The following is a 25,346-nucleotide window of genomic DNA, read 5'->3' on the forward strand; positions in this document are numbered from 1 at the left end:
CCCAGGCGAACCCTTCAGGCGAACCCTTATGCGAACCCTTATGCGAACAGGGTCTCGCCCCAGTAGCCGCCCTCGCGGACGCCCGGAGGGCACGCGTAGATGCCCGACCCGACGTGCTGGATGTACTCGTTCAGCGCGTCGGCGGCCAGCGACTGCTGGATCGGGATGAACCCCTTGCGCGGGTCGCGCTGGAACGCGATGAAGAACAGGCCCGCCTCCAGCCGGCCGAGCCCGTCGGAACCGTCGGTGAAGGAGTAGCCGCGCCGCAGGATGCGCGCCCCGCCGTTGGAGTCGGGGTGGGCGAGCCGGACGTGGGCGTCCGGCTTCATGCGGGACAGGACGGGCTTGTCGCGCTCCTTCTCCTCCCCCACGGGCGCCCCCTCGCCCTTGCTGCGGCCGAAGATGTCCTCCTGCTCGCGCAGCGACGTGCGGTCCCAGGTCTCGATGTGCATCCGGATGCGGCGGGCCACGAGGTAGGAGCCGCCCGCCATCCAGCCGTCGTCCTTCCCGGCCCAGACGTGCCGGTCGAGCAGCGCCTTGTCGCCGGAGCCGATGTTGTCGGTGCCGTCCTTGAACCCGAACAGGTTGCGCGGGGTCTGCGCCTCCGGCGTGGTCGAGGACGTCTTGCCGAACCCGAGCTGCGACCAGCGGACCGAGACCGTGCCGAACCCGATCCGCGCCAGGTTCCGGATCGCGTGCACCGCGACCTGCGGGTCGTCGGCGCACGCCTGCACGGCGATGTCGCCGCCGCTGCGGTCGGGGTCGAGGGCGTCGCCGGGGAAGTGCGGCAGGTCGACGAGGGCGGCGGGGCGGCGCGCCTTGAGGCCGAACCGGTCCTCGCCGTCCTTCTCGAACAGCGTCGGGCCGAACCCGATCGTCAGCGTCAGCCGGGACGGCGGCAGGCCGAGCGCCTCGCCGGTGTCGTCGGGCGGCGCGACCGGCGACCCGGCGACCGCGCCGTTCCCGACGGGCCTGCCGGCGGTCATGGCGGCGGCCGCGGCCGTCCACTCCTTGAGCATCCGGACGAGCCGGTCGCGGTCGCCGGTCGTCACGTCGAACGCGGCGAAGTGGAGCCGGTCCTGGACGGGGGTGGCGATGCCCGCCTGGTGCGCGCCGTGGAAGGGGACGGCGGCGCCGGCGCCGTCGTCCTCGTCGGCGAGCGCCACCCGGTCGAGGCCCGCGCCGGCGGCGGCGCCGACGAGCAGGCTCGCGCCGGAGAAGCCCAGCATCCTGCGCCGGGACATCCCCGGCCGCACCTCGGTCATCGCGCCGCCACCCTTCTCCGTTGCGTCTACTTCGCCACGACCTCGGCGAGCTTGGACAGCGGCTCGCCCAGGGCGTTCACCGCGTCGGCCAGCTCCTTGCGGTCGTCCTTGCCGACCTTGTCGTAGGAGACGTAGCCGTCGCCCTTCTCGTGCTTCTTCAGCAGCGCCTCGACCTGGGCGAAGTTGTCGTCGAGGTCGCTCGCGAGCTGGGCGTCCCGCTCCTGGACGACCGGCTTGAGGAGCTCGTAGATCTTCTTGGCGCCGTCGACGTTGGCCTTGAAGTCGACGAGGTCGGTGTGGCTGAACGCCTCCTCCTCGCCGGTGACCTTGCCGGTGGCGACCTCGTCGAGCAGCTCCTTGGCGCCGCCCGCCATGTCGTTGACCGGGTCGAGGGTGAGGCCCGGCAGCCGCGACTTCAGCGTCTCCAAATCGGCCAGGAGCCGGTCGCCGTACTTCTCCTTGCCCTTGACCGAGCCGTCCTTCCAGAGCGCCTTCTCCAGCAGGTGCCAGCCGGACCAGTCCTTCTTCTCCGCGGCGCTCAGGTCGGCCTCGCGGGCGTCGACCTTCGGGTCGATGTCGCCGAACTTCTCCGCGACCGGCTCGATCGTCTCCCAGCCGACGCGGGACGGCGCGTACAGCTCCTTGGCCTTCGCGACGTCGTCCGCCTTCACCGCCTCGACGAACTCGCGGGTCTTGGCGATGGTGTCGTCCAGCCGCGCGATGACGAACGCCTTGTAGTCGTCGGCGGCCTCGGTCAGCCGCGCGTCGGCGCCGCCGCCGGCCTGGCCGGTGACCGTCACGTTCTGGGACGGGCCCTTGCCGGTCTGCCCGGCGCTGCACAGCAGCCTGAACTGGCCGGCGGGCAGGTTCACGACGAAGTCGACGCTCGTGCCGGGGCCGATGTTCTCCCGCTCGGCGAGGATCTTGCCGTCCGGCTTGAGGACCTCGAACTCGTTGACCTTGGAGCCCTTGTTGGTGACCTTGAAGGTGGTCTTGCCCGCGGTGAGGTCGGTCTTGGCGACCTCGCAGGTGTCGTCCGTCGCCGTCACCGGGATGGCGCCCGCGGCGTCCGCCTTGTCTTCGTCACCGCCGCACGCCGAGAGCACGGACATCGACACGGCGGCGGCACCGGCGAGGGCTAGGACGGACACAGGTCGCATGGGGGTCTCCAGGAGCGAGCAAATGGTTAGGCTTACCTAAATTAGCGAAGCCTGTCCTCACTCCGTCAAGTGACCCCCCGGACAGTGAGGCATCCCACGCCACGCCCCGCGGAGCCGCCCGGCCGGCGCTCCCCGTCAGCGCCCCGGGTCAGCGCCCCGGGTCAGCGCCCCGGGTCAGCGCCCCGGGTCAGCGCTCCGGGTCAGCGCTCCGGGTCAGCGGGGGCGGTCAGCGGGGGCGGTCCTGCACGCCCATCGTGAGGTTGCGCGCGGCCATCGGCGGACCGCCGGGCTGCGGGTCGCCGTACGGCGGGAGGTGGCCCTGCTGCGCGGGCCGCTGCTGCTGGTACTGCTGCGCCTGGTCGCGGTGCTGCTGCGCCGGCTCCGCCCAGACGGCCGTCCCGTACGCGCAGACCTCGAAGCCGCCGCCCACCGCGGCGGTGTCGAAGCGCATGCCGACGACCGTGTTCGCGCCCTTGCGGCGCGCCTCCTCGCCGAGCCGGTCGAGCGCCTCCCGGCGCGCCGCGGCGAGGCCGGCGACCGGCCGCTCCCCCGTCACCCGGAAGGTCGCGCTGCTGCCGCCCTGCCCGGGCTGCGGCACCGCGCCCTGGTCGGCCTGGACGGACGTCCCGAGGACCTCCCCGAGCACGCTCCTGATCTCGTGTCCGGGCACGCCGTCAGTCGTCACGATCAGCATGCCACCACGGTAGATGACCGTCCGGACGAAATGCGACGAAACATCCGGGAAGTTCGCCGGATCGCGGGCGCCGGACGGCGACCGTCCTCCCGGCGGCGCGGCCGGGAGGACGGTCGTCACTCAGGATCCTCCGTCACTCCAGGTATTCGCGGAGCATCTGCGCGCGGGACGGGTGGCGCAGCTTCGCCAGCGTCTTGGACTCGATCTGGCGTATCCGCTCGCGCGTCACGCCGAACTCGCGGCCGACCTCCTCCAGGGTGCGGGGATGGCCGTCGGCCAGGCCGAAGCGCAGCTGGATGATGCGCTGCTCCCGGTCCGACAGGGTGCCGAGGATGTCCTCCAGCTGGTCCTGGAGAAGGATGAACGCCGCGGCCTCGATCGGCACGACGGCGTCCGCGTCCTCGATGAAGTCGCCGAGGTCGGAGTCCTCCTCGCCGATCGGCGACTGCAGCGAGACCGGTTCCTGGGCGATCCGCTGGATCTCCACCACCCGGGCGGGCGGCAGCCCCATCTCCAGGCCGATCTCCTCGGGCGTCGGCTCCCGGCCGAGGTCCTGGTGCATCTGCCGCTGCACGCGGACCAGCTTGTTGATCGTCTCCACCATGTGGACCGGGATCCGGATCGTCCGGGCCTGGTCGGCGATCGCCCGGGTGATCGCCTGCCGGATCCACCAGGTGGCGTAGGTCGAGAACTTGAACCCCTTGGTGTAGTCGAACTTCTCGACCGCGCGGATCAGTCCGAGATTTCCCTCCTGGATCAGGTCGAGGAAGAGCATTCCCCGGCCGACGTAGCGTTTCGCGATCGAGACCACCAGCCGCAGGTTGGCCTCGATCAGGCGTTGCTTCGCCCGCATTCCCTCGCGGGCGAGCAGTTCGAGGTCGAGCAGCTCGCCGCGGGCGAGGACGGCGGTACGCGCCATCTTCTCCTCGGCGAACAGGCCCGCCTCGATCGATTTCGCGAGTTCTACTTCATCTTCTGCCGTGAGGAGCGGTACGCGACCGATCTCTCTCAGGTAGATGCGAACCAGGTCGCTCGTCGGCGCCCGCTTGCCGAGGTCTCCCTCATCCGCTCGCGCGACGTCCTCGGTCTCCTGCTGAGACTCGAGGACCTCCACCCCCTGCTCTGCGAGCATCCGGACGACCCGCTCCATGGAGTCGTCCGGCAAGTCCGAGCGATCGAGTGCGGCAGCAACGTCCTCGACGGTCACACCGCCGCGCTCTCTGCCACGTGCGACGAGGTCCGCCACCTGATCAACCGATGGCGCCTCGCTTGGCAGCACCGAAGGGCCCACGCAGACAGTCTGCGTCAAAGGAGGGCTAGATCACAGGACCCATTTTGCGGTCTCTTGACTTACTGTGATCCAAGCGCTCGCTCCCGCAACACCCGTCTCTGCTGCTCAAGCGCGACAAGATCGCCGAACAGCCGGCGGTACTCCTCCTCGGCCTCGACCGGATTCAGCCGCCCGAGTTTAGATTTCGCGTCGGCGATCATGCGGGTGAGCTGGCGTTCCTGTATTCGGGCGAGCAGCTCTACGGCATAACGGTCGTCCGATTCGTGCGAGGACCGGACCGGCTCCACGCCGAGCTTGGTGATCAGGTCCCTGACCTGGTCGTTCGGGGCGGTCTCCAGGAGCCGGGCGACCCATTCGGGCACGCTCCCGGCCGCCGTGACGCCGCCCGCCTCCGCGATCACCGCGCGCACCGCCGCGTGCGGCGGGGCGATGAACGCCCCGGCCGGCACCTCGTCGAACGCCGGGCCGAGCATCGCCGGCCGCTGCACGGCCAGCTTCAGCAGCTCGCGCTCCCGCTGCACCTCGGGGTCCGACGGGTCGAACGCGGGCCGCTGCGGCTCGGCGGCCCCGTTCTCGGCCCGGCCGTTTCCGGCATACCGGTCGGAGCGGCCGTTTCCGGCCGGACCGCGGCCCGCCTGGGCGCGCGCGTGCCGCCGGTTCGCCAGCTCCCGGACGCGGCGCAGCACGAACTGCTCGTCCATGATGCCGAGCCAGCGGTCGAGGTTGACCGCGTACATGTGCCGGCGCGACCGGTCCTTGATGGCGGCGACGACCGGGGCGGCGGCGTCCAGCGCGGCGAGCCGCCCCTCGACGGTGTCGAGGTCGTGCTGCTCGATCGCGCTGCGCACCGCGAACTCGAACAGCGGCAGCCGGGAGGCGACCAGGTCGCGCACCGCGGCGTCGCCGTGCCGGATGCGCAGGTCGCACGGGTCGAGGCCGTCCGGCTGGACGGCGACGAACGTCTGCGAGACGAACTTCTGCTCGTCGTCGAACGCGCGCAGCGCCGCCTTGCGCCCGGCCGCGTCGCCGTCGAAGGTGAAGATCACCTCGCCGCGGAACTCGTCCTGGTCCATGAGGAGCCGGCGCAGCACCTTGATGTGGTCGTCGCCGAACGCCGTCCCGCACGTGGCGATCGCGGTCGGGACGCCCGCGAGGTGGCACGCCATCACGTCGGTGTAGCCCTCGACGACCACGGCCTGCCGCCGCCGCGCGATCTCCTTCTTCGCGAGGTCGGCCCCGTACAGCACCGAGCTCTTGTGGAACAGCGGCGACTCGGGGGTGTTCAGGTACTTGGGGCCGTCGTCGTCCTCGTAGAGCCTGCGGGCGCCGAACCCGATGACGTCGCCGGACAGGTCGCGGATGGGCCACATCAGCCGGCCGCGGAAGCGGTCCATCGGGCCGCGCCGCCCCTCCTTGGCCAGGCCGCCGGCGACGATGTCGCGGTCGGCGAACCCGCGGCCGCGCAGGTGCCGGACGAGGCCCTCCCACTCGCGGGGCGCGAACCCGACGCCGAACCGGGCGGCGTCGGCGGCCTCGAAGCCCCGCTCGGACAGGAACGCGCGGCCGATCGCCCCCTCGGGGGAGTCGAGCCGCTCCGCGTAGAACTCGGCGGCGGCCTTGTGCGCCTCCAGCAGCCGGGCGCGCTGCCCGCCGTCCTGCCGGGGGCCGCGCCCGCCGCCGTCCTCGTAGCGGAGCTGGACGCCGGCCTGCGCGGCGAGCCGCTCCACCGCCTCGGAGAAGGACAGGTGCTCGATCTCCTGGACGAACTTGATGACGTCGCCGCCCGCCTCGCAGCCGAAGCAGAAGTACAGGCCGCGGGAGGGCGTCACGTTGAACGAGGGCGACTTCTCGTCGTGGAACGGGCAGAGCCCCTTGAGGTTGCCGCCGCCCGCGCTGCGGAGCTGCAGGTACTCGCCGATCACGGCGTCGATGGACGCCCGCTCCCGGACGAGTGCGATGTCCTCATTGCGAATCCGGCCTGCCACGACGATGGAGTCTACGGCGGGGCCGTGACATCCGGCGCGTCCCCGCCCGAACCGGCACCGGGCCCGCCCGCGGCGGCGCCCTCCGGTTGGGCCGGATTCGTCCCGCGCTGACGGGAAACCGGTGGTAGGTGGCCGGACTCGGCCGCTTTGGACACGGGTAACACCAGCTCGGCTCTGGACAACTTGGACCGTTGCGCGATGTGATGGCTGACCGAGATTTTGCTCACACCCAGGCGGACGCGATGACGGATGTTGTGCTCGACGGCGTCGACAAGGTGTATCCGGGAGGCCAGGTAGCCGTCCGGAAGGTTCGCCTGCGCATCAACGACGGCGAGCTGTTCGTCCTGCTCGGGCCGTCCGGCTGCGGCAAGTCCACCATCCTGCGCATGATCGCCGGGCTGGAGGAGATCACCGCCGGCGACCTGTGGCTGAACGGGACCGTCGCCAACGACCTGCCGCCGCGCGAGCGCAACGTCGCCATGGTGTTCCAGGAGGGCGCGCTCTACCCGCACCGCACCGTCAAGGGCAACATGATGTTCCCCCTGGAGGTGTCGGGCGACGACCGCGCCGAGGCGAGCGCGAAGGTCCTGGAGCTGGCCCGCGCGCTGGGCCTCAACACGATGATCGACCGGCTGCCGGCCACGCTGTCCGGCGGACAGCGGCAGCGCGCCGCGATCGGGCGCGCGCTCATCCGCGAGCCGTCGCTGTTCCTGATGGACGAGCCGCTGTCCAGCCTCGACGCGGGGCTGCGCACCGAGCTGCGGGTCGAGATCGCCGCACTGGTACGTTCCACCGGCACCACCACCGTCTACGTCACGCACGACCAGGTCGAGGCCATGACGATGGCCGACCGGATGGCGGTGCTGCGGGACGGCGTCCTGGAGGACGTCGGCACCCCGGAGCAGATCTACGAGGACCCGGCGACCGTGTTCGTGGCAGCGTTCCTCAGCTCGCCGCCGATCAACCTGATGCAGGCCACCCTCTGGGCCATCGAGGGCGAGGGGCTGCTGCTCGACTTCGGGCCGCAGCGGCTCCTGGTCCCGTGGGACGACCCCCGCGCCTCCTCGCTGATCAGCCATCATGGACGGTCGATCATCGTGGGCATCCGGCCCGACACGCTCGTCCCGATCGCGCCCGGCGCGCCGGCGCCGCACGGGACCGTCCTGTCCGGCCAGGTCCGAGCGCTGGAGTTCCACGGGCACGAGTGGCTCGCCTACGCCGAGGCGGGCATCCCCACCGTCGACGCGACCGAGATCGGGCGGCCGCCGCGGGCGCCGTCCTACGAGGCCGAGCGTCCCGGGTGGCGCGACCGGATGCGGGAGATGCTCGGCAGGCAGCCCCGCGACGAGGCCGTCGGCGAGGAGCACGCCGGCCACCACCGGCGGTCCGACCTGGTGTTCCGCATCGCGCCCGGCAACCGCCCCAACCGGGGCGACCACGTGGCGCTGACCGTGGACCTCGGCCGCGTCCTGTTCTTCGGCGCGGACGGCCGGCGCGCCACGCCCGTCCAGCGCTAGCCGGCCGCCTCGCGCAGCCGGCGCAGCCCCGCCTCGATCTCCGGCGGCGCCACGGCGCCGTAGCCGAACACCAGCCCGGACACCGCGGGCGGGCGGGCGACGGCGAACTCCGAGAGCGTGAACAGCCCGACGCCGGCGCCGAGCGCACGCGCGGCGATCGCGGCGTCGTCGGCCCCGGCCGGCAGGACGGCGCTCAGGTGCAGCCCGGCCTCCGCCGGGACGAGGGTCAGCCGGTCGCCGAAGAGCCGCCCGACCAGCTCCGCGACGCGCTCGTGCCGGGCCCGGTACTCGCGGCGCGACCTGCGGATGTGCCGGGCGAGCAGGCCCTCGTCGATGAACCGGGCGAGCGCCGCCTGGGCGGGCAGCTCCGCGTGCCAGGACGTGACGTACCGCGCCATCCGGAACGCCCGGTGCAGCGCCGGCGGCGCCACCAGGAACCCCAGCCGCAGCACCGGCCGCATGATCTTGGAGAAGGTGCCGGTGTAGAGGACGCGGCCGTCCTCGTCGATGCTCTGCAGCGGCTCGATGGGCCGCCCGCCGTACCGGTACTCGGTGTCGTAGTCGTCCTCGACGATCACCACGTCGCGGCGCCGCGCCCAGTCGAGCAGCGCCCGGCGGCGCGGCAGCGACATCGGCATGCCCATCGGGAACTGGTGGGACGGCGTGACGTACACGGCCCGCGCGTCGCCGGGCAGCGCGTCCACCCGCAGGCCCTCCGCGTCGACCGGGACGCCGCGCACCCGCATCCCGGCCGCGGCCAGCAGCATCCGGACCGGCGGGTATCCCGGGTCCTCGACGGCCACCACGTCGCCCGGTTCGAGCAGCACCCGGACGATCAGGTCGAGCGCCTGCTGGACGCCCGAGGTGACGACGATGTCGCGGCCGTTCGCCCGCACCGACCGGGAGACGCCGATGTGCCGGGCGATGGCCTCCCGCAGCGCGGGCAGCCCCGCCGGGTCGACCGGGTCGCCGAGCCCGGACGGGCGCAGCAGGCCCGCCATGATCCGCCGCCACGACTCGTACGGGAACAGCCGCACGTCGGGCAGCCCGGCGCGGAAGTCCCACCTGATGCCGGGCATCGGCGGGGGCCAGACGGACACCTCGTCCCAGATCCGGCGGGGGCGCAGCGGCGACGCCGCGGGGGCGCCCCGCGCGGCCGAGCCGGTCTCCCGGACGTAGGTCCCCGCGCCCACCCGGCTCGTCAGGAAGCCCTCGGCGGCGAGCCGGTCGTAGGCGACGCCGACGGTGTTGCGGGAGATCGAGAGCCGGCGCGCCAGCTCCCGCGTCGGGGGCAGCGCCTCCCCCGCGCGCAGCCGCCCGTCCAGGATCGCGGCCCGCAGCTGTGCGTAGATCTGCCCGGCGAGGTCGCGGCGGCCCACCAGGCTGACGTGCAGATCCACGGCGCCCACCCTAGACCGGCTCAGTCATTTCACGCGGTTTTGGCCCTTCACCTGGTCCTCTGCGGGTTCCTAGCGTGGGCCGCATGGATGTGCTGACCGAACTCATGACCACCGATCTCCGTCCGCTGGACCGGAAGGCGTCGGACCTCTACCTGTCGGTCGTCGCGCAGGTGAAGCCGGACGCGCTGAGCCTGCCCACGCCGTGCCCGGACTGGACCCTGCACGGCCTGCTGCGCCACCAGGTGAGCCAGGACGAGGGCTTCGCGGCGGCGGCGAGGGGCGACGGCGACCGCCTGCCCGCCTGGCGCGGCGGCGACCTCGGCGACGACCCCTTCGCCGCCGCGACGGCGTCCGCCGACCTCGTCGCGCGGGCCTTCGCCGACACGGCCCTCGACGCCGAGCTGGCCCTGCCCGAACTCGGCGGGCGCTTCCCCGCCGCGCTCGCGATCAGCTTCCACCTCGTGGACCTGGTCGTGCACGCGTGGGACGTCGCGGCGGCGATCGGCGTCCCGTGGGAGCCGGCGGACGACCTCGTCGAGGTCTCGCTCAAGGTCGCCGCGCTCGTGCCCGAGGAGAGCCGGGGCCCCGGCGAGTCGTTCGGCCCGAGCCTGGCGGCGGCCGGCGCGCCCCCGGAGGGCCGGCTGCTCGCCCTGCTGGGCCGCGACCCCGCGTGGCGCTGACCGCTCAGCCGGGGGCGGATTCGCAGACCGCTTCCCGGTAGAAGTCGATCTTCCACCTGATGTGCTTCTGCTGCTCGCGCAGCGTGGCGATCTGCTCCTCCACGCGGCGGTCGTGGTCCTGCAGCAGTTCGAGCCGCTCCTGGACGGTGTCGGCGCCGCTGCGGGCCAGCTCGGAGTAGCGCAGCATCTCCGCGATCGGCATCCCCGTCTCGCGCAGGCAGCGCAGGAGGGACAGCCACGCGAGGTCGTCGTCGCTGAACACGCGCCGCCCCGAGGCGTTGCGCGCGATGCCCGACAGCAGCCCGATCTTCTCGTAGTAGCGCAGAGTGTCGATGCTGAAACCGCTCTTCTCGGCGGTCTCGCCTGGAGAGTAGAGACTCACGGCTTCAAGGATTCCACCTGGAGCGCGCTCCAGGTCAACGCGCGCCCGGCGGGGCGGCTTGACCTGGAGCGCGCTCCAGGAAGCAGAGTGGAGGGGACCGCGAGTCTGCGAAGGATCAGGGGCTGCCATGCGCATCGGACTTCAGGTTCCCAGCTACACCTTTCCCGGAGGGCCGGAGCGGATCGGGCCGGAGTTCGGCCGGATCGCGCGGGAGGCCGACCAGGGCGGCCTGCACTCGCTGTGGGTGATGGACCACTTCTTCCAGATCGCCATGGTGGGCCCGCCGGACGAGCCGATGCTGGAGGCCTACACCGCGCTCGCCTACGCGGCGGGGCTGACCGAGCGGATCACCCTCGGGACCATGGTCACCGGCGTCACCTACCGGCACCCCGGCATCCTGGTCAAGACCGTGACCACGCTGGACGTGCTGTCCGGCGGGCGCGCGTGGCTCGGCATCGGCGCGGCGTGGAACGAGGAGGAGTCGCGCGGTCTCGGCGTCCGCTTCCCGCCGACGGCCGAGCGGTTCGAGCGGCTGGAGGAGACGCTGCGGATCGCCCACCAGATGTGGCGGGGCGACGAGTCGGCGTTCGAGGGCGAGCACTACACGCTGGAGCGGCCGCTGAACTCGCCGCCCGCGCTGCGCGCCCCGCACCCGCCCGTCCTGATCGGGGGCGGCGGCGAGAAGAAGACGCTCCGGTTCGTCGCGAAGTACGGCGACGCGTGCAACCTCTTCGACGGCGACGAGCTGCCGCACAAGCTGGACGTCCTGCGGGAGCACTGCGAGCGCGAGGGGCGCGACTACGCCGAGATCGAGAAGACGTCGCTGGCCCTGTTCAGCGGCACGCCGTCGGTGGACGAGGCCGTGGACAAGGTCGGGCGCCTCGCGGAGCGCGGCATCGACCACGTGATCTTCTCCCAGGCCACCGGGCAGGACCTCGCGGGCGTCCTGGCCGAGGCGCTGACGCAGACGGAGAAGATCGTCCCCGCCGGTCGCTGACGCGCGCGCCGCCGCGGCCGGGTCACGCCGCCGCGGGGGTGAACACCCACTTCCGGTAGGACCAGTAGCGGAACGCGGAGCCGAGGCCGACGCCGGCGAGCAGGCCGAGGTTGTAGGCGACGCCGCCGTGCAGGCCGAGGGTGTAGTAGGTGAAGCCGGTGCAGAGCACCTGGATGAGCAGCCCGACGCCGTTCAGCGCGAAGAAGACGGCGACCTCGCGGCCGGAGCCGTCGCTGTCCCGGTGCCGGAACGTCCAGTGCCGGTTGAGCAGGTAGGACGTGAGCGTCGACAGGACGGTCGGGACGACCACGCTGGTGACCGGGCTGCCGCCGAGCCACGCGCGCATCAGGTTCGCACCGAAGACCATGATGAGCGTGCCGACGCACCCCACGAAGCCGAAACTCAGCAGTTCGCGGAGGAATGTCCGGTACGCCGGGGCGGACGAGACCGATTCCACCGGTCTTGACCGCTGCAAAGTGCTCACTCGCCCAGACCTTACCTGAGTAGGACATATGCGAAAGTCACAACCCAGCTAAAAGATCAGTGGCGGCCCGCGCCGGCCCCGCGGCGCCGCCCGGCCCGCGGCCGTTCGGGCAGGGGCGTTCGGGCAGGGGCGTTCGGGCAGGGGGCGTTCGGGCAGGGGCGTTCAGGCGAGGTCGGCCAGCGGCACCTTCGGGTCGGCGAGCCGTGCGGCGTCGACCCGGCGCCCGGAGCGGATCAGCGCCTGGACGTCCCCGGTCACGTCCCACACATTGGCGTTCATCCCGGCGACGACCCGGCCGCCGGACAGCCAGAACGCGATGAACTCGCGGGCCGCGCGGTCGCCCCGGTACACGACCTCGTCGTACTCCCCCGGCGCCGCGACGCCGGACATCTCCATGCCGAGGTCGTACTGGTCGCTGAAGAAGTACGGGATCCGGTCGTAGACGACGTCCTGGCCGAGCATGGCGCGGGCGGCGGCGGGCCCGCCGTTCAGCGCGTTCGCCCAGTGCTCCACGCGGATCCGGCGGCCGAGCAGCGGGTTGAAGGCGTTCGCGACGTCCCCGGCGGCGAAGATGTCCGGATCGGACGTGCGCAGCGACTGGTCGACGAGGACGCCGTCGGAGACCTCCAGCCCGGCCTCCTCCGCGAGCCGGGTGTTGGGCCGCACCCCGATGCCGACGATCACGACGTCGGCGGGGACCTCCGCGCCGCCGGACGTGACCACCGCCGACACCTGCCCGGCGCCCCAGAACCCGGCCACGCCGTCGTCCATCCGCAGGATGACGCCGTGCTCGCGGTGCAGGTCGGCGAAGAAGCCGCCGAGCTCGGGCCCCATGGCGGCGTGCAGCGGCGTCGGCTCCGGGTCGATGACCGTCACCTCGTTGCCGTACGAGCGGGCGGCGGCGGCCGTCTCCAGCCCGATCCAGCCGGCGCCCGCCACCACGACGCGCCGGCCGCCGTGGGCGAGCGCCTGCTTCAGCGCCGCCGAGTCGGCCATCGTGCGCAGGTAGTAGATGCCCTGCAGCTTGGAGCCGGGGACCTCCAGGCGCCGCACGGACGCGCCGGTCGCCAGCAGCAGCCGGTCGTAGCGGATCGGCTCCTTGGTGGAGAGCCGCACCTGGTGCGCCTCCCGGTCGATCGCGGCGACGGACGTGCCGAGCCGCAGCTCCACGCCGTGCTTGTCGTACCAGTCGGCCTCGTGCACGTGCGCCTTCTCGCGGGGCTCCTCGTCCAGCAGGAACCCCTTGGACAGCGGCGGGCGCTCGTACGGCCGCTCGATCTCGTCCCCGATCAGCAGGAGTCTGCCCGTGAAACCCTCCTCGCGGAGCGTCTCCGCCGCCTTGGCTCCGGCCAGGCTCGCACCGGCGATGACGAACGTCTCCTCGGGCATGGCGACCTCCTGTAGATGACTTGTAGCTATCCCTACAGCGCCCCATGTGACGAGACAAGAGCCGCCGCCTGGCGCGTCCAGGCGTGTCCACGCGCTGGGAGCGGCCCGTACGGGCGACGATCAGCGGGGACGGGCGGCCAGCATCCGGTGCCGGGCCATCGCGGAAAGATCGGTCAGCGAGGCGATCTGGTCGATGACGGCGCGCAGCCGGGCGGCGTCGTCGGCGGCGCCGGTGAACGCCTCCCGGAAGCCGGGGTCGAGCGTGCCGGGCGCGCCGGCCAGCATCATCTCGGCCAGCTCGGTGATCAGCGTCCGCTGCCGGGCCCTGACCTCCTCGTGGCTGATCCACACGTAGTGCGCCGTGATGCCCTTGAGCAGCGCGTTCTCCAGGCGCTGCACGCGCGGGACGATCAGCTCGGCGGCGTACCGGGTCAGCGGGCGGTCGCCGTAGGCCGCCCGGGTCGCGGCCTCGGCGGCCAGGCAGAACCGGCCGATCAGCGTGCTGGTCAGGTTCTTCAGCGCGGCGAGGCTGCGCGGCGTGCCGTCGTAGCGGTCCGGCCAGTACGGCTCGGCGAGCAGCGCCGCGAAGCGCTCCTCCAGCTCGGCGAGGTCGGCGTCCGGGCAGTACAGCTTCCCGGCGGTGGCGGCGACGAGCCGGCGCTCGGCGGGGTCGGCGAGCCGGACGAAGTCGACGTGCCCGGCGACCAGCGCGTCCTCCAGGTCGTGCACGGAGTAGGCGACGTCGTCGCTCCAGTCCATGACCTGGGCCTCGAAGCACGTCCGGCCCTCGGGCGCGCCGTCCCGGATCCACGCGGCGACGTCCATGTCGTCGTCGTAGACGCCGAACTTCCCGTTCACCGCGCCGGACTGCGGCCACGGGTACTTCATGGCGGCGTCGAGCGCGGCGCGCGTCAGGTTGAGGCCGACGCTGCGCCCGTACAGGGGCGGGCCGTCGGCCGCGAACGACTTGGGCTCCAGCCGGGTCAGCACGCGCAGGCTCTGCGCGTTGCCCTCGAAGCCGCCGCAGTCGCGCGCGACGATGTCCAGCGCGTACTCGCCGTTGTGGCCGAACGGCGGGTGGCCGATGTCGTGCGACAGGCACGCCGTCTCGACCAGGTCGGGGTCGCAGCCGAGGGATTTGCCCAGCTCGCGGCCGACCTGGGCGCACTCCAGCGAGTGGGTCAGCCGGGTGCGCAGGCTCTGCACGGTGTCGGCCGCCGCGTCCGCGCCCGGCGAGGCGACCTGGGTCTTGGCGGCCAGCCGCCGCAGCGCGGCGCTGTGCAGGACGCGGGCGCGGTCGCGCTCGAACGCCGTCCGGTCGCGTCGCTTGGCCGGCTCGGGCGCCCACCGCTGCCGGTCGCGCGCGGTGTAGCCGTCGGTGTTGTCGCTCGTCATGGCCCTATCCAGGGTAAGCGGCACGATCAGGTTCAGCGGCTCGGCGACGCGGGGGACGACGGGGCCGGGGTCCCGGACGGGTCGAGGCGGATGCGCTTGGCGGTCTCGTCCGGCACCTGGACGCTCTTGCCCAGCAGCACGTACGACAGGTAGCCGCCGGTCTCCCGCACGATGTAGTTGAACTGCGTGCCGCGGGTCTGGACGCTGGGCCCGCTGCGGGTCGGGGAGGCGGCCGCCCTGATGCCCTGGTCCTCGGCCATCCGCTTCGACCGCAGCCCGTGCCACGGGTCGGTGACGATCACGGCGGACGACCAGTGGTGCCGGTCGAACTCCCGGCCGGCGGCGCGCAGGCTCTCCAGCGTGTCCCGCCCGACGGGCACGGCGAAGACCTTGCCCGCGGGGACGCCGCCCTTCTCGATGAGCCAGGTGCGGCCGGCGGCGGCCTCGGTGTAGTTGTCGCCGGGGGCCTTGCCGCCGACGGTGACGATCGCGGGCGCGACGCCGTCGCGGTACAGGTCCAGCGCGTGCTGCAGCCGCCACTTGAGCGTCGGGGACGGCACCCCGTTGTACTGCGCGGCGCCCAGCACGATGATCGCGTCCGAGCGGGGGCGCTCGTCCTGCCGGGCCTGGTACCAGACGCGCGCCCCTACGGTCAGCGGGGTCAGCACGGCGATCGCGAGCAGGGCCGCGACGACGCTCACCGGGACCGTGACCCACCGCGACCGGCGGCGCCGCCCGCGGCCGTCCCGCTCCCCGGCGCCGGTCTCTTCGGACCGGGGGTCTTCGGACCGGGGGTCTTCGGGCTGGGTCTCCGGCAAGTCCACTTCCACCGTCATCGCATCGGACACACTATTGAGATGGTCCGGCGCGCGTCCGAAGTTCGCACATACCGCGTGTAACGGAACCCATACCCGCGCCGGCGGCCGGGTCCGCGCGCGGAGAACACGCGCGGGACCCGGCCGCCGGCGGTGCACGTCAGCGGGTGTCGCCGCCCCCTGAGCCGTCCGCCGCCGCGATGGCCGCGCGGCCGGCCTCCAGCCGGGCGACGGGGATGCGGAACGGCGAGCAGGACACGTAGTCCAGGCCGACCTCGTGGCAGAAGTGCACCGAGTCCGGGTCGCCGCCGTGCTCGCCGCAGATGCCGAGCTTGATGCCGGGCCGCGCCCTGCGGCCCTCCTCGGCGGCGATGCGGACGAGCCGCCCGACGCCCTCCCGGTCCAGCGTCTCGAACGGCGACACCCCGAAGATGCCGAGTTCGAGATACCGGGAGAAGAACGCCGCCTCGACGTCGTCGCGGGAGAAGCCCCACGTCGTCTGGGTGAGGTCGTTGGTGCCGAAGGAGAAGAACTCGGCGGCCTCGGCGATCTGCCCGGCGGTCAGCGCCGCCCGCGGCAGCTCGATCATGGTGCCGATCAGCGCGGGGACGTCGACGCCGGTGGCCTCCTTCACCTCGTCCAGGATGCCGCGGGCCTCGTCGCGGACGGCCTCCAGCTCCTGCACGGCGCCGACGAGCGGGATCATGATCTCCGGGCGCGGGTCGCCGCCCGCCTTGCGGCGCGCCGCCGCGGCCTCGGCGATCGCGCGGACCTGCATGGCGAACAGGCCGGGAATCACCAAACCGAGCCGCACCCCGCGCAGTCCGAGCATAGGGTTCTGCTCGTGCAGCCGGTTGACCGCCTCGAGCAGCCTCCGGTCCTTGCCATCGGCGCCGTCGCCCGCGAGCGCGACCTTGACCGACAGCTCGGTGATGTCGGGGAGGAACTCGTGCAGCGGCGGGTCGATGAGCCGGATCGTGACGGGCAGCCCGTCCATGGCCTCGAAGATGCCCTCGAAGTCGCTCTTCTGCAGCGGCTCCAGGGCGTCCAGCGCCGCCTGCCGCCCGGCGTCGTCCTCGGCGAGGATGAGCTTCTCCACGAGCTGCCGGCGGTCGCCGAGGAACATGTGCTCGGTGCGGCACAGCCCGATGCCGGCGGCGCCGAAGCGGCGGGCGCGGGCGGAGTCCTCGGGGGTGTCGGAGTTCGCGCGGACCTTCAGCGCGGCGCGCGCGTCGGCGTGCCGCATGATGCGGTCGACGGCCCTGACGAGGTCGTCGCCGTCCTCCAGGGCCAGCTCGCCCTCGAAGTACCGGACGACGGGCGAGTCCTCCACGGGGACCTCGCCGAGGTAGACGTCGCCGGACGACCCGTCGATCGAGATGACGTCGCCCTCGTGCACGGTCACGCCGCCGGGCGCGGTGAAGTGCCCGTCCTTGACGTCGACGTCCAGTTCCTCGGCGCCGCAGACGCACGTCTTGCCCATGCCGCGCGCGACGACGGCGGCGTGCGAGGTCTTGCCTCCGCGCGAGGTGAGGACGCCCTTGGCCGCGACCATGCCGGCGAGGTCGTCGGGGTTGGTCTCGCGGCGGACGAGGATGACGTCCTCGCCCTGCCCGGCCAGCTCGACCGCGCGGCCGGAGCTGAACACGGCCTTGCCGACGGCCGCGCCGGGCGAGGCGTTCATGCCCTTGGTGAGCTTCTGGACGCCGTCGACCTTGCTGGCGAACCGGGGGAACATGAGCTGCGCGAGCTGGTCGCCGGTGACGCGGCGGGCGGCCTCGTCCAGGTCGATGAGCCCCTGGTCGAGCAGCTGGCAGGCGATCCGGAACGCCGCGGCGGCGGTCCGCTTGCCCACCCGGGTCTGCAGCATCCACAGCTTCCCGCGCTCGATCGTGAACTCGATGTCGCACATGTCGCGGTAGTGGTTCTCCAGCGTCTCCATGATCTGGAGGAGCCGGTCGTAGGACGCCTTGTCGATGCGTTCGAGCTCCGTCAGCGGCACGGTGTTCCGGATGCCGGCGACGACGTCCTCGCCCTGGGCGTTCTGCAGGTAGTCGCCGTACACGCCCTGCTGGCCGGACGCGGGGTCGCGGGTGAACGCCACGCCCGTCCCCGAGTCGAGCCCCATGTTGCCGAAGACCATCGAGCAGATGTTGACGGCGGTGCCGAGGTCGACGGGGATGCGCTCCTGCCGCCGGTACAGGATCGCGCGTTCGGCGTTCCACGAGTCGAACACCGCCTTGACGGCCAGGTCCATCTGCTCGCGCGGGTCGGTCGGGAACTCCCGCCCGGTCCGCTCCCGCACGATCGCCTTGAACCGGTCGACGAGCCCTTTGAAGTCGTCGGCGACGAGGTCGGAGTCCTGGTCGGTGCCGCGGGCGCGCTTGACCTCCTCGATCGCGTCCTCGAACAGGTCGCCGTCGATGTCCAGCACGGTCTTGCCGAACATCTGGATCAGCCGCCGGTAGGAGTCCCAGGCGAACCGCTCGTCGCCCGCCTGCGCGGCGAGGCCGTGCACGGACTCGTCGTTCAGGCCGACGTTGAGGACGGTCTCCATCATTCCCGGCATGCTGAACTTGGCGCCCGACCGCACGCTGACCAGCAGCGGGTCGTCGCTCTGCCCGAGCTTCTTGCCCATCGCGGACTCGAGGCCGGCGAGGTGCGCGTTCACCTCCTCCGCCAGCCCCTCGGGCAGGTCCCCGTGCTCGAGGTAGTGCCGGCAGGCCTCCGTGGTGATCGTGAACCCGGGGGGGACGGGCAGTCCGAGGTTGGTCATCTCGGCCAGGTTGGCGCCCTTGCCGCCCAGCAGATCTTTGAGGTCCTTGTTACCCTCAGTGAAGTCGTACACGAACTTCGGCACGGGGAGCTCCTTTTCGCTCCGGTTCCACCCAGCGGCAGTTCCGGCCCACCTGCCCCAGGGGTGTGCTCCGTCGCGTTCCCCCAGGCAGAAGCGGGTCCGCTGCCCTGTTTGCCGGGACTGTACCCGCGCATCGGACGGTTGCTCGGCGCCCGGTGCGCCGGAGGGAGTTTTCCCAGCTCACACCGCAGATAATGGTCTATTCCACTGGGGAGACCGAGACCACGCCGCGCTCCGGGCCCGGCCGGAGCGGCGGTCGCGCGCACATGGCGCGCCCATTGCCCGGGAGAGGGGATGATGGAGATCAGGGAGGTGAGGTTGTGAGGCCGAAGGTCGCCGGCGGCCGGGCGGGAGATCCGTTCGCCCCCATCGCCGATTTCGGGTTCCTGTCCGACTGCGAGACGACCGCGCTGGTCGCGCCGAGCGGCAACATCGAGTGGATGTGCCTGCCGAAGATGGACTCGCCGAGCGTGTTCGGGTCGATCCTGGACCGCGACGCGGGGTACTTCCGGGTCGGCCCCGCGGGCGTCGAGGTGCCCGCGGCGCAGCGCTACATCCCCGGCACCATGGTCATGGAGACCACCTGGTGGGTGCACGGGGGCTGGCTCGTGGTGACGGACGCGCTGCTGATGGGCCCGTGGCACCACGAGACGGAACGGTCCCACACGCACCGCAGGGCGCCGACCGACTACGACGCCGACCACGTCCTGCTGCGGATGGTGCGGTGCGTGAACGGGCAGGTCCAGGTCCGGCTCGACTGCATGCCGGTGTTCGACTACGGCCAGACGCCCGCGCGCTGGGAGCACACCGGCGCCGGGTACCACGAGGCGGTCGCGCGCGGCAACGGCGTCGGGCTGCGCCTGACCACCGACATGAACGTCGGGTTCGAGGGGTCGCTCGCCACGTCCAGGACGCTGCTGAAGCAGGGCGAGTCCCGGTTCGTGGCGCTGTCGTGGAGCGAGCACGCGGCGCCGTCGTCGTGGCAGGAGGCGCAGGAGCGGCTCGTCTGGACGGTGCACCACTGGCAGCACTGGCTCGACCGCGGCCGCTTCCCCGACCACCCGTGGCGCAGCCACCTGCAGCGCAGCGCGCTCACGCTGAAGGGCCTGACGTTCGCGCCGTCGGGCGCGGTCGCGGCGGCGGCGACGACCTCGCTGCCGGAGACGCCGGGCGGCGACCGCAACTGGGACTACCGCTACACCTGGATACGCGACTCCACGATGGCGCTGTGGGCGTTCTACACGCTCGGCTACGACTGGGAGGCCAACGACTTCTTCTACTTCATCACCGACGTCGCCGAGGCGGCCGAGGGCAAGCTGCAGATCATGTACGGGCTGGACGGCCGGGAGGAGCTGCCCGAGTCCACGCTGGAGCACCTCACCGGCTACGACAACGCCCGGCCCGTGCGCATCGGCAACGAGGCGTACATGCAGGCGCAGCACGACGTGTGGGGCGCGATCATCGGCTCCATCTACCTGTTCGTGCGCAAGCGCGACCGGCTCGACGACCGGCTGTGGAAGATCATCATCAAGCAGGTCGAGGACGCGCTCGCCAACTGGCGCACCCCCGACTGCGGCATGTGGGAGGTGCGCGGCGAGCCGCAGCACTTCACCTCGTCCAAGATCTTCTGCTGGGTGGCGGCCGAGCGCGGCGCCCGGCTCGCCCGGGTGCGCGGCGACCAGGACCGGGCGCGCCGCTGGCAGGCCGCCGCCGACGAGATCCACGCGGACGTGCTCGCGAACGCGCTGGACGAGCGGGGCGTCTTCACCGCGCACTACGGCGCGACGGCGCTGGACGCCTCGGCGCTGCTGATCCCGCTGCTCGGCTTCCTGCCCGCCGACGACAAGCGGGTGCGCGAGACCGTCCTCGCCATCGCCGACGAGCTGTCGGAGGACGACCTCGTCCTGCGGTACCGCGCGGCGGAGACCGACGACGGGTTCGACTCCGACGAGGGCACGTTCACGATCTGCTCGTTCTGGCTGGTCAGCGCCCTGGTGATGATCGGCGAGCTGGACCGGGCGCGGGCGCTGTGCGAGAAGCTGCTGTCGTATGCGAGCCCGCTGCAGCTGTACGCCGAGGAGATCGACCCGCACACCGGCCGGCACCTCGGCAACTTCCCGCAGGCGTTCACCCACCTGGCGCTGATCAACGCGGTGATGCAGGTGATCAGAGCGGAGAACGACGAGCCGCAGCCGCCGCTCGCCTGACCCCGCTCCCCCGGCCCGGACGGACGGCCGGGCCCGCTCCCCCGGCCGTCCGCAGACCTTGATCACAACTTGGCCGACATCTGCCGGAATTGACCTTTTTGTTGCACATCCCGGTTACTGTTCGCCCGTGACCACGCCACCGTCCGCTGACGACGACCCCGAACCCTCCCCCTGGGCCCCTCCCGACGCCCCCGCCTCCGACGTCCCCGCTCCGGACGCTCCCGCACCCGGCACTCCCACCCCCGGCACCTACACACCCGGCACTTACACACCCGGCGCGGCCACGCCGTATCCGGCCCCGCCGTTCCCGCCCGGGCCGCCCTATCAGGAGCCCGTACGGCGGCGGACCAACCAGTTCGCGATCTTCGCACTCGTCACCGGCCTGGTCGGCATGGCGCCGCTCGCGGTCGGCTTCGCGATCACCGCGCTCGTCCAGGCGGGCCGCCGCGGCGAGCGGGGCCACGGCCTCGCCGCCGCCGGCCTCGCCGCGTCCGCCGTCTGGGTGGTCGCCGCGGCCGTGCTGCTCGTCGCGCTGCCGTTCGGCCGGCCCGGCCCCGGGCGGGCCGACGCCCGCCGCGACGGCCTGACGGCGATCGCCGACCTCGACGTCGGCGACTGCTTCACCGGTCTCACCGATGACGGCGCGGGCGGGTACCGGGCGAAGGAGCAGCCCTGCACGCGACCCCACGAAGGGGAGGTCATCGCGCGCTCGGAGGAGCGGTACAGCGACGGAAGCGGCGCGTGGGCCGAGCAGCTGTGCGGGAACAAGACCGAATACCTTCAGCGGAGCCGGTACCGCGAGGACCTGGAGCCCTACTACGCCTGGTCCGGCGACGACGCCCGCACGCTCACGTGCCTGATGAGCTATACGGGCACCGAGCCGCTCACGACGACCCTCGCCGGCACGGTGGACACGAGCCTGAAGACCTACGACCAGCTGAACGTCGGCGAATGCATCGACGAGTGGGAGCAGACCGACCCGTTCACGGCCACCGTCTCCTGCAAGAAGCCGCACCGCTTCCAGGTGTACGCGAAGTTCACGCTGCGCACGGAGGACTCCTCCCTGGAGTACGGCGGGTACCCGGGCGAGGACGCGCTCGACAAGAAGGCGGGCGGCGGCTGCAGCAAGCGCGCCGACAAGCTCCTCCGGGAGCACCCGGTCGACCGCGACCTCCAGCTGATGTACGTCATGCCGGCCGAGGACGACTGGTACCGGGGCGTCCATGACGTCGTGTGCCTGCTGTCGCCCGCCAGCGGCAAGCTGAAGAAATCGCTCGTCCCGTGACCGCCTCCGAGACGCCGCCGGGCGATGCGCCGGAGCCGGGACGGCGGCGGACGAACCGGCTCGCGATCGCCTCGCTCGTCACGGGACTGCTCGGCCTGGTCCTGTTCGCGGTCGGTTTCGCCGCCGCCGCGCTCGTGCAGACCCGTCGCCGGGGAGAGAAGGGGCGGGGCCTCGCCGCCGCCGGGATCGCGGCCTCCGCCGCGTGGATCACCGCGATCGCCGTCGTGGTCGTCGCGGGCGTGCCGCGAGGCGGGGACGACCCGGGCCTCGCCAGCGACTACGGGCAGCCGCGGGCCTCGGCGCTGAAGCCCGGCACCTGCTTCGTCGGGTTCGAGGAGAAGTCGGTCGCCGTCTTCCTGAGGGCGGCGCCGTGCAAGGGAGCCCACGAGGGCGAGATCGCCGGCCGGGCGGCCCTGCCGGAGCGCCCGTTCCCGGGCGACGGGGAGGTCGCGGCCGAGGCCGGGAAGCTGTGCCGGGACCGGACCGCGTTCCTGGAGAAGACGGGCCGCGCCGAGGAGTTCCGGCTCTACACCGACCGGCCCGACAAGGAGATGTGGGAGCGCGGGGACCGTACCGTGACCTGCGTCGTCCGCTTCATCGGGTCCGGCTATCTCACCGTCGCGCTCGAGGACGTCGCCAAGGAGCCCCGGGACTACAACGACCTGGTCCCCGGCGACTGCGTGAAGGAGTGGGACGCGACCGGCGCGGTGTCCGTCGTCGACTGCACCGAACCGCACAAGATCCAGGTCTTCGCCGTCTTCGACCTGAAGGGCGACACGCTCCCCTCGACCGCGGAGATGGACGACCGGGCGGCGCGGGGCTGCGCCGCCCGGGCCCGGAAGATCTGGGGCCCGCGCCCCCTGCCGGAGAACGTGGAGCCGTCGTACGCGCGGCCGAACCCCACGGCCTGGGAGCTGGACGAGCGGCAGGTCGTCTGCATGTTCGAGGCCGTGCGGGGTTCGCTGACGCGGTCGCTGATGCCGGAGTGACCGCACCCGCCGCCGGCGCCCGGCGGGCGCCGGCGGCACGCGGCCCGCTAGACGACGGCGCCGGAGCTGTCCGCCGTGCGGCGGACCGGCTTCTTCGACCTGCCCTGCGGCGGCGGGGTCTTCGCGAAGCGCTCCAGCACGACGGCGATGGGCGTCGCGGTGAAGACGCTGGAGTAGGTGCCGACGACGATGCCGATCAGCAGCGCGATCGCGAAGTCGGTCAGCGAGTCGCCGCCGAGGACCGCGAGGGCCGCGAGGATGAACAGCGCGCCCATACCGGTGTTGATCGTCCGCGGGACGGTCTGCAGCGTGCCCCGGTTCGCGATGTCGGCGAACCGCCCCTTCGGGTTCAGGCCCCACATCTCGCGGACGCGGTCGAACACGACGACGGAGTCGTTCACCGAGTACCCGATGATCGTGAGCAGCGCGGCGAGGAAGACCCCGTCGATCGGTTTGCCCAGCCAGGCGAAGACGCCCGTGACGATCGCGATGTCGTGGAACATCGCGACGACCGAGCCGGTCGCGAACGTCCAGCGGAACCGGATCGTCAGGTAGGCCAGCTGCGCGAGCAGGGCGATGCCGAGCGCGATCAGCGCCTTCTTCCGCAGCTCGCTGCCGAGGCTCGGCCCGATCAGCTCGTCGCGCTCCTTGGCGGCGCCGCCGCCCGCCTTCGCCAGCGCGTCCCGGATCCGCTTCTCCTCCTCGTTGGTCAGGTCGGACGTGCGGACGGAGATGTCGTCCTGCCCGGACGTCTGGACGACGGCGCGCGGGAACCCGGCGTCGGCGACGGCGGCGCGGGCCTTGTCGATGTCGACGGGCCGGCTGGTGGAGTACTCGACGAGGCGCCCGCCGGTGAACTCCACGCCGTAGTTCAGCCCGCGGGTGAAGATCCCGGTCATGGCCAGGATGACCGCGACCGCGGAGATCCCGACCCACATCGGGCTGCGCTTCATGATGTCGGGGCCGCTGGTCTCCAGCCAGTTGCGGATCCGCCCGGCGCCGCCGAGCCCGCCGGCCCGGCCCTTCATGATCTTGGGCATCCGGGCCGCGGCGGCGTCGGTGAGCACGCGGCTGATCAGCATCGCCGAGACGAGGGAGGCGAGCACACCGATGGTCAGCGTGACCCCGAAGCCCTTGACCGGCCCGGAGGCCAGCCAGAACAGCAGGCCGCCGGCCAGCAGGGTGGTGACGGCGGAGTCGGCGATCGCCGACCACGCCTTGTTGAAGCCGATCGCGAGCGCGTTGCGCGCGCTGCGGCTCCGCACCGCCGCCCGTTCCTCCCTCGCCCGTTCGAAGGCCAGCACGTTGGCGTCGATGGCCATGCCGATCGCCAGGACGAAACCGGCGAGGCCCGGCAGGGTGAGCGTCGCGCCGATCGCGACGAGGGCCGCGTAGGAGATCAGTGCGTAGCAGGCCAGCGCGGCCGTGGCGAGGAAACCGGCGATGCGGTAGACGGCCACGATGAACAGGCCGGTCAGGATGATGCCGATGACGGCGGCCTTGGCGCTGGCGTCGATCGCCTCGTCGCCGAGGGTCGGGCCGACCACCCGCTGCTCGATGATCTTCACCGGGACGGGCAGCGAGCCGCCCTGGATGAGAGCGGCGAGGTCCTTGGCCTCGCCGGCGCTGAAGTCCCCGGTGATCTGGGTGGAGCCGCCGGTGATGCCGACGCCGCACGGCACGCTCTGCGTCACCTGCGGGGACGAGATGACCTTGCCGTCCAGGACGATCGCGATGCGCCGCTCGTCGCCGACGGCGCAGGCGGCCTTGGCGGTCAGCTTCTCCCAGGTCTTGCCCCCCTCGCCCTTGAAGTCGACGTTGACGGCCCAGCCGCCGAGGTTCTGCGGGTCGTAGGAGGCGCTCGCCTTGCCGATGCCGTCGCCGGTGAGCGCGGCGGGGCCGATGAGGATCTGCTGCCCGCTCTCGTCCGGGATCAGCTGCTGCCCCTTCTCGGCCTTGCCGGTGTTGGGCAGCACGGGATGCGCGGTGAGCTGCGCGGTCTTGCCGACCGCCTCGACGGCGCGGGTCGGGTCCTGGACGTCCGGCAGCTCGACGATCAGCCGCCGGTCGCCGGACCGGGTGATGGACGACTCGGCGACGCCGAGCGCGTCGATGCGCCGGTGCAGGACCTCGCGGGCGCGGTCGGTGGACTCGCGGTCCGCCTTGACGGTCGGCGAGTCCTGGGTTTCGAGCACGATCTGGGTGCCGCCGCGGAGGTCGAGGCCGAGGCGGGCCGGTTTGGACCAGGCGAAGTAGAAGGACGTGGCGAGCACGGCGAGCGCCAGTACCGCCCGCACCAGGTTGGCGCGAGTCAAGAGGGAACCTCCACACGGAAGTTTCGGCGCCGCGCCTCAGCGTGCGGCACCGCGGACAGGGGTCGTCTCAGCTCCGTGGGGGGCGGGCGGCGCGCGCCCGCGCGGTGCGGCGGGCGGCGCGAGGTCGGGTGAGGCCGGCGCGGCGGCGGGCGGCGGGATGCGCCCGGCCTTGGCCTGAACCCCTTCTCTAGTCAGCAGACGCGCGAACTCCTTCGCCGCGGAGGCAGGTGGATCCGAAA

General features: G+C 72.4%; 19 protein-coding genes. 6 read left to right on the forward strand and 13 right to left on the reverse strand.

What is annotated here, in order from left to right; genetic code table 11:
• Positions 1-38 precede the first annotated feature (38 nt).
• The 5 genes from efeB to dnaG all read right to left on the reverse strand — a co-directional run bounded on the left by efeB (position 39) and on the right by dnaG (position 6,395).
• Positions 39-1,265, reverse strand: a complete 1,227-nt coding sequence (efeB, locus tag ABTW95_RS32075) for an iron uptake transporter deferrochelatase/peroxidase subunit (protein ID WP_396447013.1) — start codon at positions 1,263-1,265, stop codon at positions 39-41.
• Between the two features lie 26 nt (positions 1,266-1,291).
• Positions 1,292-2,425: an iron uptake system protein EfeO gene (gene efeO / locus ABTW95_RS32080; RefSeq protein ID WP_500228266.1), complete on the reverse strand. Its 1,134-nt coding sequence runs from the start codon at positions 2,423-2,425 to the stop codon at positions 1,292-1,294.
• Between the two features lie 226 nt (positions 2,426-2,651).
• The gene (locus ABTW95_RS32085; RefSeq protein ID WP_500228267.1) at positions 2,652-3,239 is read right to left on the reverse strand and encodes a YbjQ family protein; all 588 of its coding nucleotides are present in this window, start codon (positions 3,237-3,239) and stop codon (positions 2,652-2,654) included.
• A 13-nt stretch (positions 3,240-3,252) separates the two neighbouring features.
• A complete protein-coding gene (rpoD, locus tag ABTW95_RS32090) occupies positions 3,253-4,398 on the reverse strand; it encodes an RNA polymerase sigma factor RpoD (RefSeq protein WP_396447032.1) in 1,146 nt (381 codons plus the stop codon).
• Positions 4,399-4,469: 71 nt separating this feature from the next.
• A complete protein-coding gene (gene dnaG / locus ABTW95_RS32095; protein ID WP_500228268.1) occupies positions 4,470-6,395 on the reverse strand; it encodes a DNA primase in 1,926 nt (641 codons plus the stop codon).
• Between the two features lie 242 nt (positions 6,396-6,637).
• On the opposite strand from dnaG, the gene ABTW95_RS32100 reads away from it, so the two are divergent.
• Entirely contained in the window at positions 6,638-7,912 is a 1,275-nt protein-coding gene (locus ABTW95_RS32100) for an ABC transporter ATP-binding protein (protein WP_396447017.1), read from the forward strand.
• On the opposite strand, the gene pdxR is transcribed toward ABTW95_RS32100, so the two are convergent.
• Positions 7,909-9,312, reverse strand: coding sequence for a MocR-like pyridoxine biosynthesis transcription factor PdxR (gene pdxR, locus ABTW95_RS32105; RefSeq protein ID WP_396447018.1), 1,404 nt, complete (start codon positions 9,310-9,312; stop codon positions 7,909-7,911). The two genes, ABTW95_RS32100 and pdxR, sit on opposite strands and share 4 nt — an antisense overlap.
• Positions 9,313-9,395: 83 nt before the next feature.
• On the opposite strand from pdxR, the gene ABTW95_RS32110 reads away from it, so the two are divergent.
• Positions 9,396-9,992 carry a TIGR03086 family metal-binding protein gene (locus ABTW95_RS32110; RefSeq protein ID WP_396447019.1) on the forward strand — a complete coding sequence of 199 codons (597 nt, stop codon included), beginning with the start codon at positions 9,396-9,398 and terminating at the stop codon, positions 9,990-9,992.
• Positions 9,993-9,996: 4 nt separating this feature from the next.
• On the opposite strand, the gene ABTW95_RS32115 is transcribed toward ABTW95_RS32110, so the two are convergent.
• Positions 9,997-10,374 carry a MerR family transcriptional regulator gene (locus tag ABTW95_RS32115; protein ID WP_396447020.1) on the reverse strand — a complete coding sequence of 126 codons (378 nt, stop codon included), beginning with the start codon at positions 10,372-10,374 and terminating at the stop codon, positions 9,997-9,999.
• 127 nt (positions 10,375-10,501) lie between these two features.
• Here ABTW95_RS32115 and ABTW95_RS32120 point away from each other — a divergent pair, with 127 nt between their 5' ends.
• Entirely contained in the window at positions 10,502-11,371 is an 870-nt protein-coding gene (locus tag ABTW95_RS32120; RefSeq protein ID WP_500228269.1) for an LLM class F420-dependent oxidoreductase, read from the forward strand.
• Positions 11,372-11,393: 22 nt separating this feature from the next.
• On the opposite strand, the gene ABTW95_RS32125 is transcribed toward ABTW95_RS32120, so the two are convergent.
• From ABTW95_RS32125 to ppdK, 5 genes are all read right to left on the reverse strand, one after another.
• Positions 11,394-11,855 carry a GtrA family protein gene (locus ABTW95_RS32125; RefSeq protein WP_396447022.1) on the reverse strand — a complete coding sequence of 154 codons (462 nt, stop codon included), beginning with the start codon at positions 11,853-11,855 and terminating at the stop codon, positions 11,394-11,396.
• 162 nt (positions 11,856-12,017) lie between these two features.
• Complete coding sequence (locus tag ABTW95_RS32130) at positions 12,018-13,244, reverse strand: NAD(P)/FAD-dependent oxidoreductase (protein ID WP_396447023.1); 1,227 nt, start codon at positions 13,242-13,244, stop codon at positions 12,018-12,020.
• Between the two features lie 120 nt (positions 13,245-13,364).
• Positions 13,365-14,639 carry a deoxyguanosinetriphosphate triphosphohydrolase gene (locus ABTW95_RS32135; protein WP_396447024.1) on the reverse strand — a complete coding sequence of 425 codons (1,275 nt, stop codon included), beginning with the start codon at positions 14,637-14,639 and terminating at the stop codon, positions 13,365-13,367.
• A 32-nt stretch (positions 14,640-14,671) separates the two neighbouring features.
• On the reverse strand, positions 14,672-15,475 hold the full coding sequence (locus tag ABTW95_RS32140) for a YdcF family protein (RefSeq protein ID WP_500228270.1): 804 nt from the start codon (positions 15,473-15,475) through the stop codon (positions 14,672-14,674).
• A gap of 139 nt (positions 15,476-15,614) precedes the next feature.
• Positions 15,615-18,314 carry a pyruvate, phosphate dikinase gene (gene ppdK, locus ABTW95_RS32145; protein WP_500228271.1) on the reverse strand — a complete coding sequence of 900 codons (2,700 nt, stop codon included), beginning with the start codon at positions 18,312-18,314 and terminating at the stop codon, positions 15,615-15,617.
• A 317-nt stretch (positions 18,315-18,631) separates the two neighbouring features.
• Here ppdK and ABTW95_RS32150 point away from each other — a divergent pair, with 317 nt between their 5' ends.
• The 3 genes from ABTW95_RS32150 (at position 18,632) to ABTW95_RS32160 (ending at position 22,792) form a co-directional block, all read left to right on the forward strand.
• Positions 18,632-20,518, forward strand: coding sequence for a glycoside hydrolase family 15 protein (locus ABTW95_RS32150; protein ID WP_396447027.1), 1,887 nt, complete (start codon positions 18,632-18,634; stop codon positions 20,516-20,518).
• A 127-nt stretch (positions 20,519-20,645) separates the two neighbouring features.
• Positions 20,646-21,803 (forward strand): DUF4190 domain-containing protein, encoded by a 1,158-nt coding sequence (locus ABTW95_RS32155; RefSeq protein WP_396447028.1) that lies wholly within the window; start codon positions 20,646-20,648, stop codon positions 21,801-21,803.
• A complete protein-coding gene (locus ABTW95_RS32160; RefSeq protein ID WP_500228272.1) occupies positions 21,800-22,792 on the forward strand; it encodes a septum formation family protein in 993 nt (330 codons plus the stop codon). Before ABTW95_RS32155 ends, ABTW95_RS32160 begins: the two co-directional genes overlap by 4 nt.
• Before the next feature lie 47 nt (positions 22,793-22,839).
• Here ABTW95_RS32160 and secD read toward each other — a convergent pair whose 3' ends face one another.
• Positions 22,840-25,107: a protein translocase subunit SecD gene (gene secD / locus ABTW95_RS32165; RefSeq protein WP_500228273.1), complete on the reverse strand. Its 2,268-nt coding sequence runs from the start codon at positions 25,105-25,107 to the stop codon at positions 22,840-22,842.
• Positions 25,108-25,346: the final 239 nt, after the last annotated feature.

The sequence above is a fragment of the Spirillospora sp. NPDC127506 genome (assembly GCF_040302145.1).
Taxonomy (GTDB): Bacteria; Actinomycetota; Actinomycetes; order Streptosporangiales; family Streptosporangiaceae; genus Spirillospora.

Bases quoted from the DNA above. Each gene is read 5' to 3' on its own strand.
- efeB (WP_396447013.1), bottom strand. From the start codon at position 1,265: ATGACCGAGGTGCGGCCGGGGATGTCCCGGCGCAGGATGCTGGGCTTC.
- ABTW95_RS32130 (WP_396447023.1), bottom strand. From the start codon at position 13,244: ATGCCCGAGGAGACGTTCGTCATCGCCGGTGCGAGCCTGGCCGGAGCC.
- efeO (WP_500228266.1), bottom strand. From the start codon at position 2,425: ATGCGACCTGTGTCCGTCCTAGCCCTCGCCGGTGCCGCCGCCGTGTCG.
- ABTW95_RS32100 (WP_396447017.1), top strand. From the start codon at position 6,638: ATGACGGATGTTGTGCTCGACGGCGTCGACAAGGTGTATCCGGGAGGC.
- ABTW95_RS32110 (WP_396447019.1), top strand. From the start codon at position 9,396: ATGGATGTGCTGACCGAACTCATGACCACCGATCTCCGTCCGCTGGAC.
- ABTW95_RS32120 (WP_500228269.1), top strand. From the start codon at position 10,502: ATGCGCATCGGACTTCAGGTTCCCAGCTACACCTTTCCCGGAGGGCCG.
- ABTW95_RS32140 (WP_500228270.1), bottom strand. From the start codon at position 15,475: ATGACGGTGGAAGTGGACTTGCCGGAGACCCAGCCCGAAGACCCCCGG.
- ABTW95_RS32135 (WP_396447024.1), bottom strand. From the start codon at position 14,639: ATGACGAGCGACAACACCGACGGCTACACCGCGCGCGACCGGCAGCGG.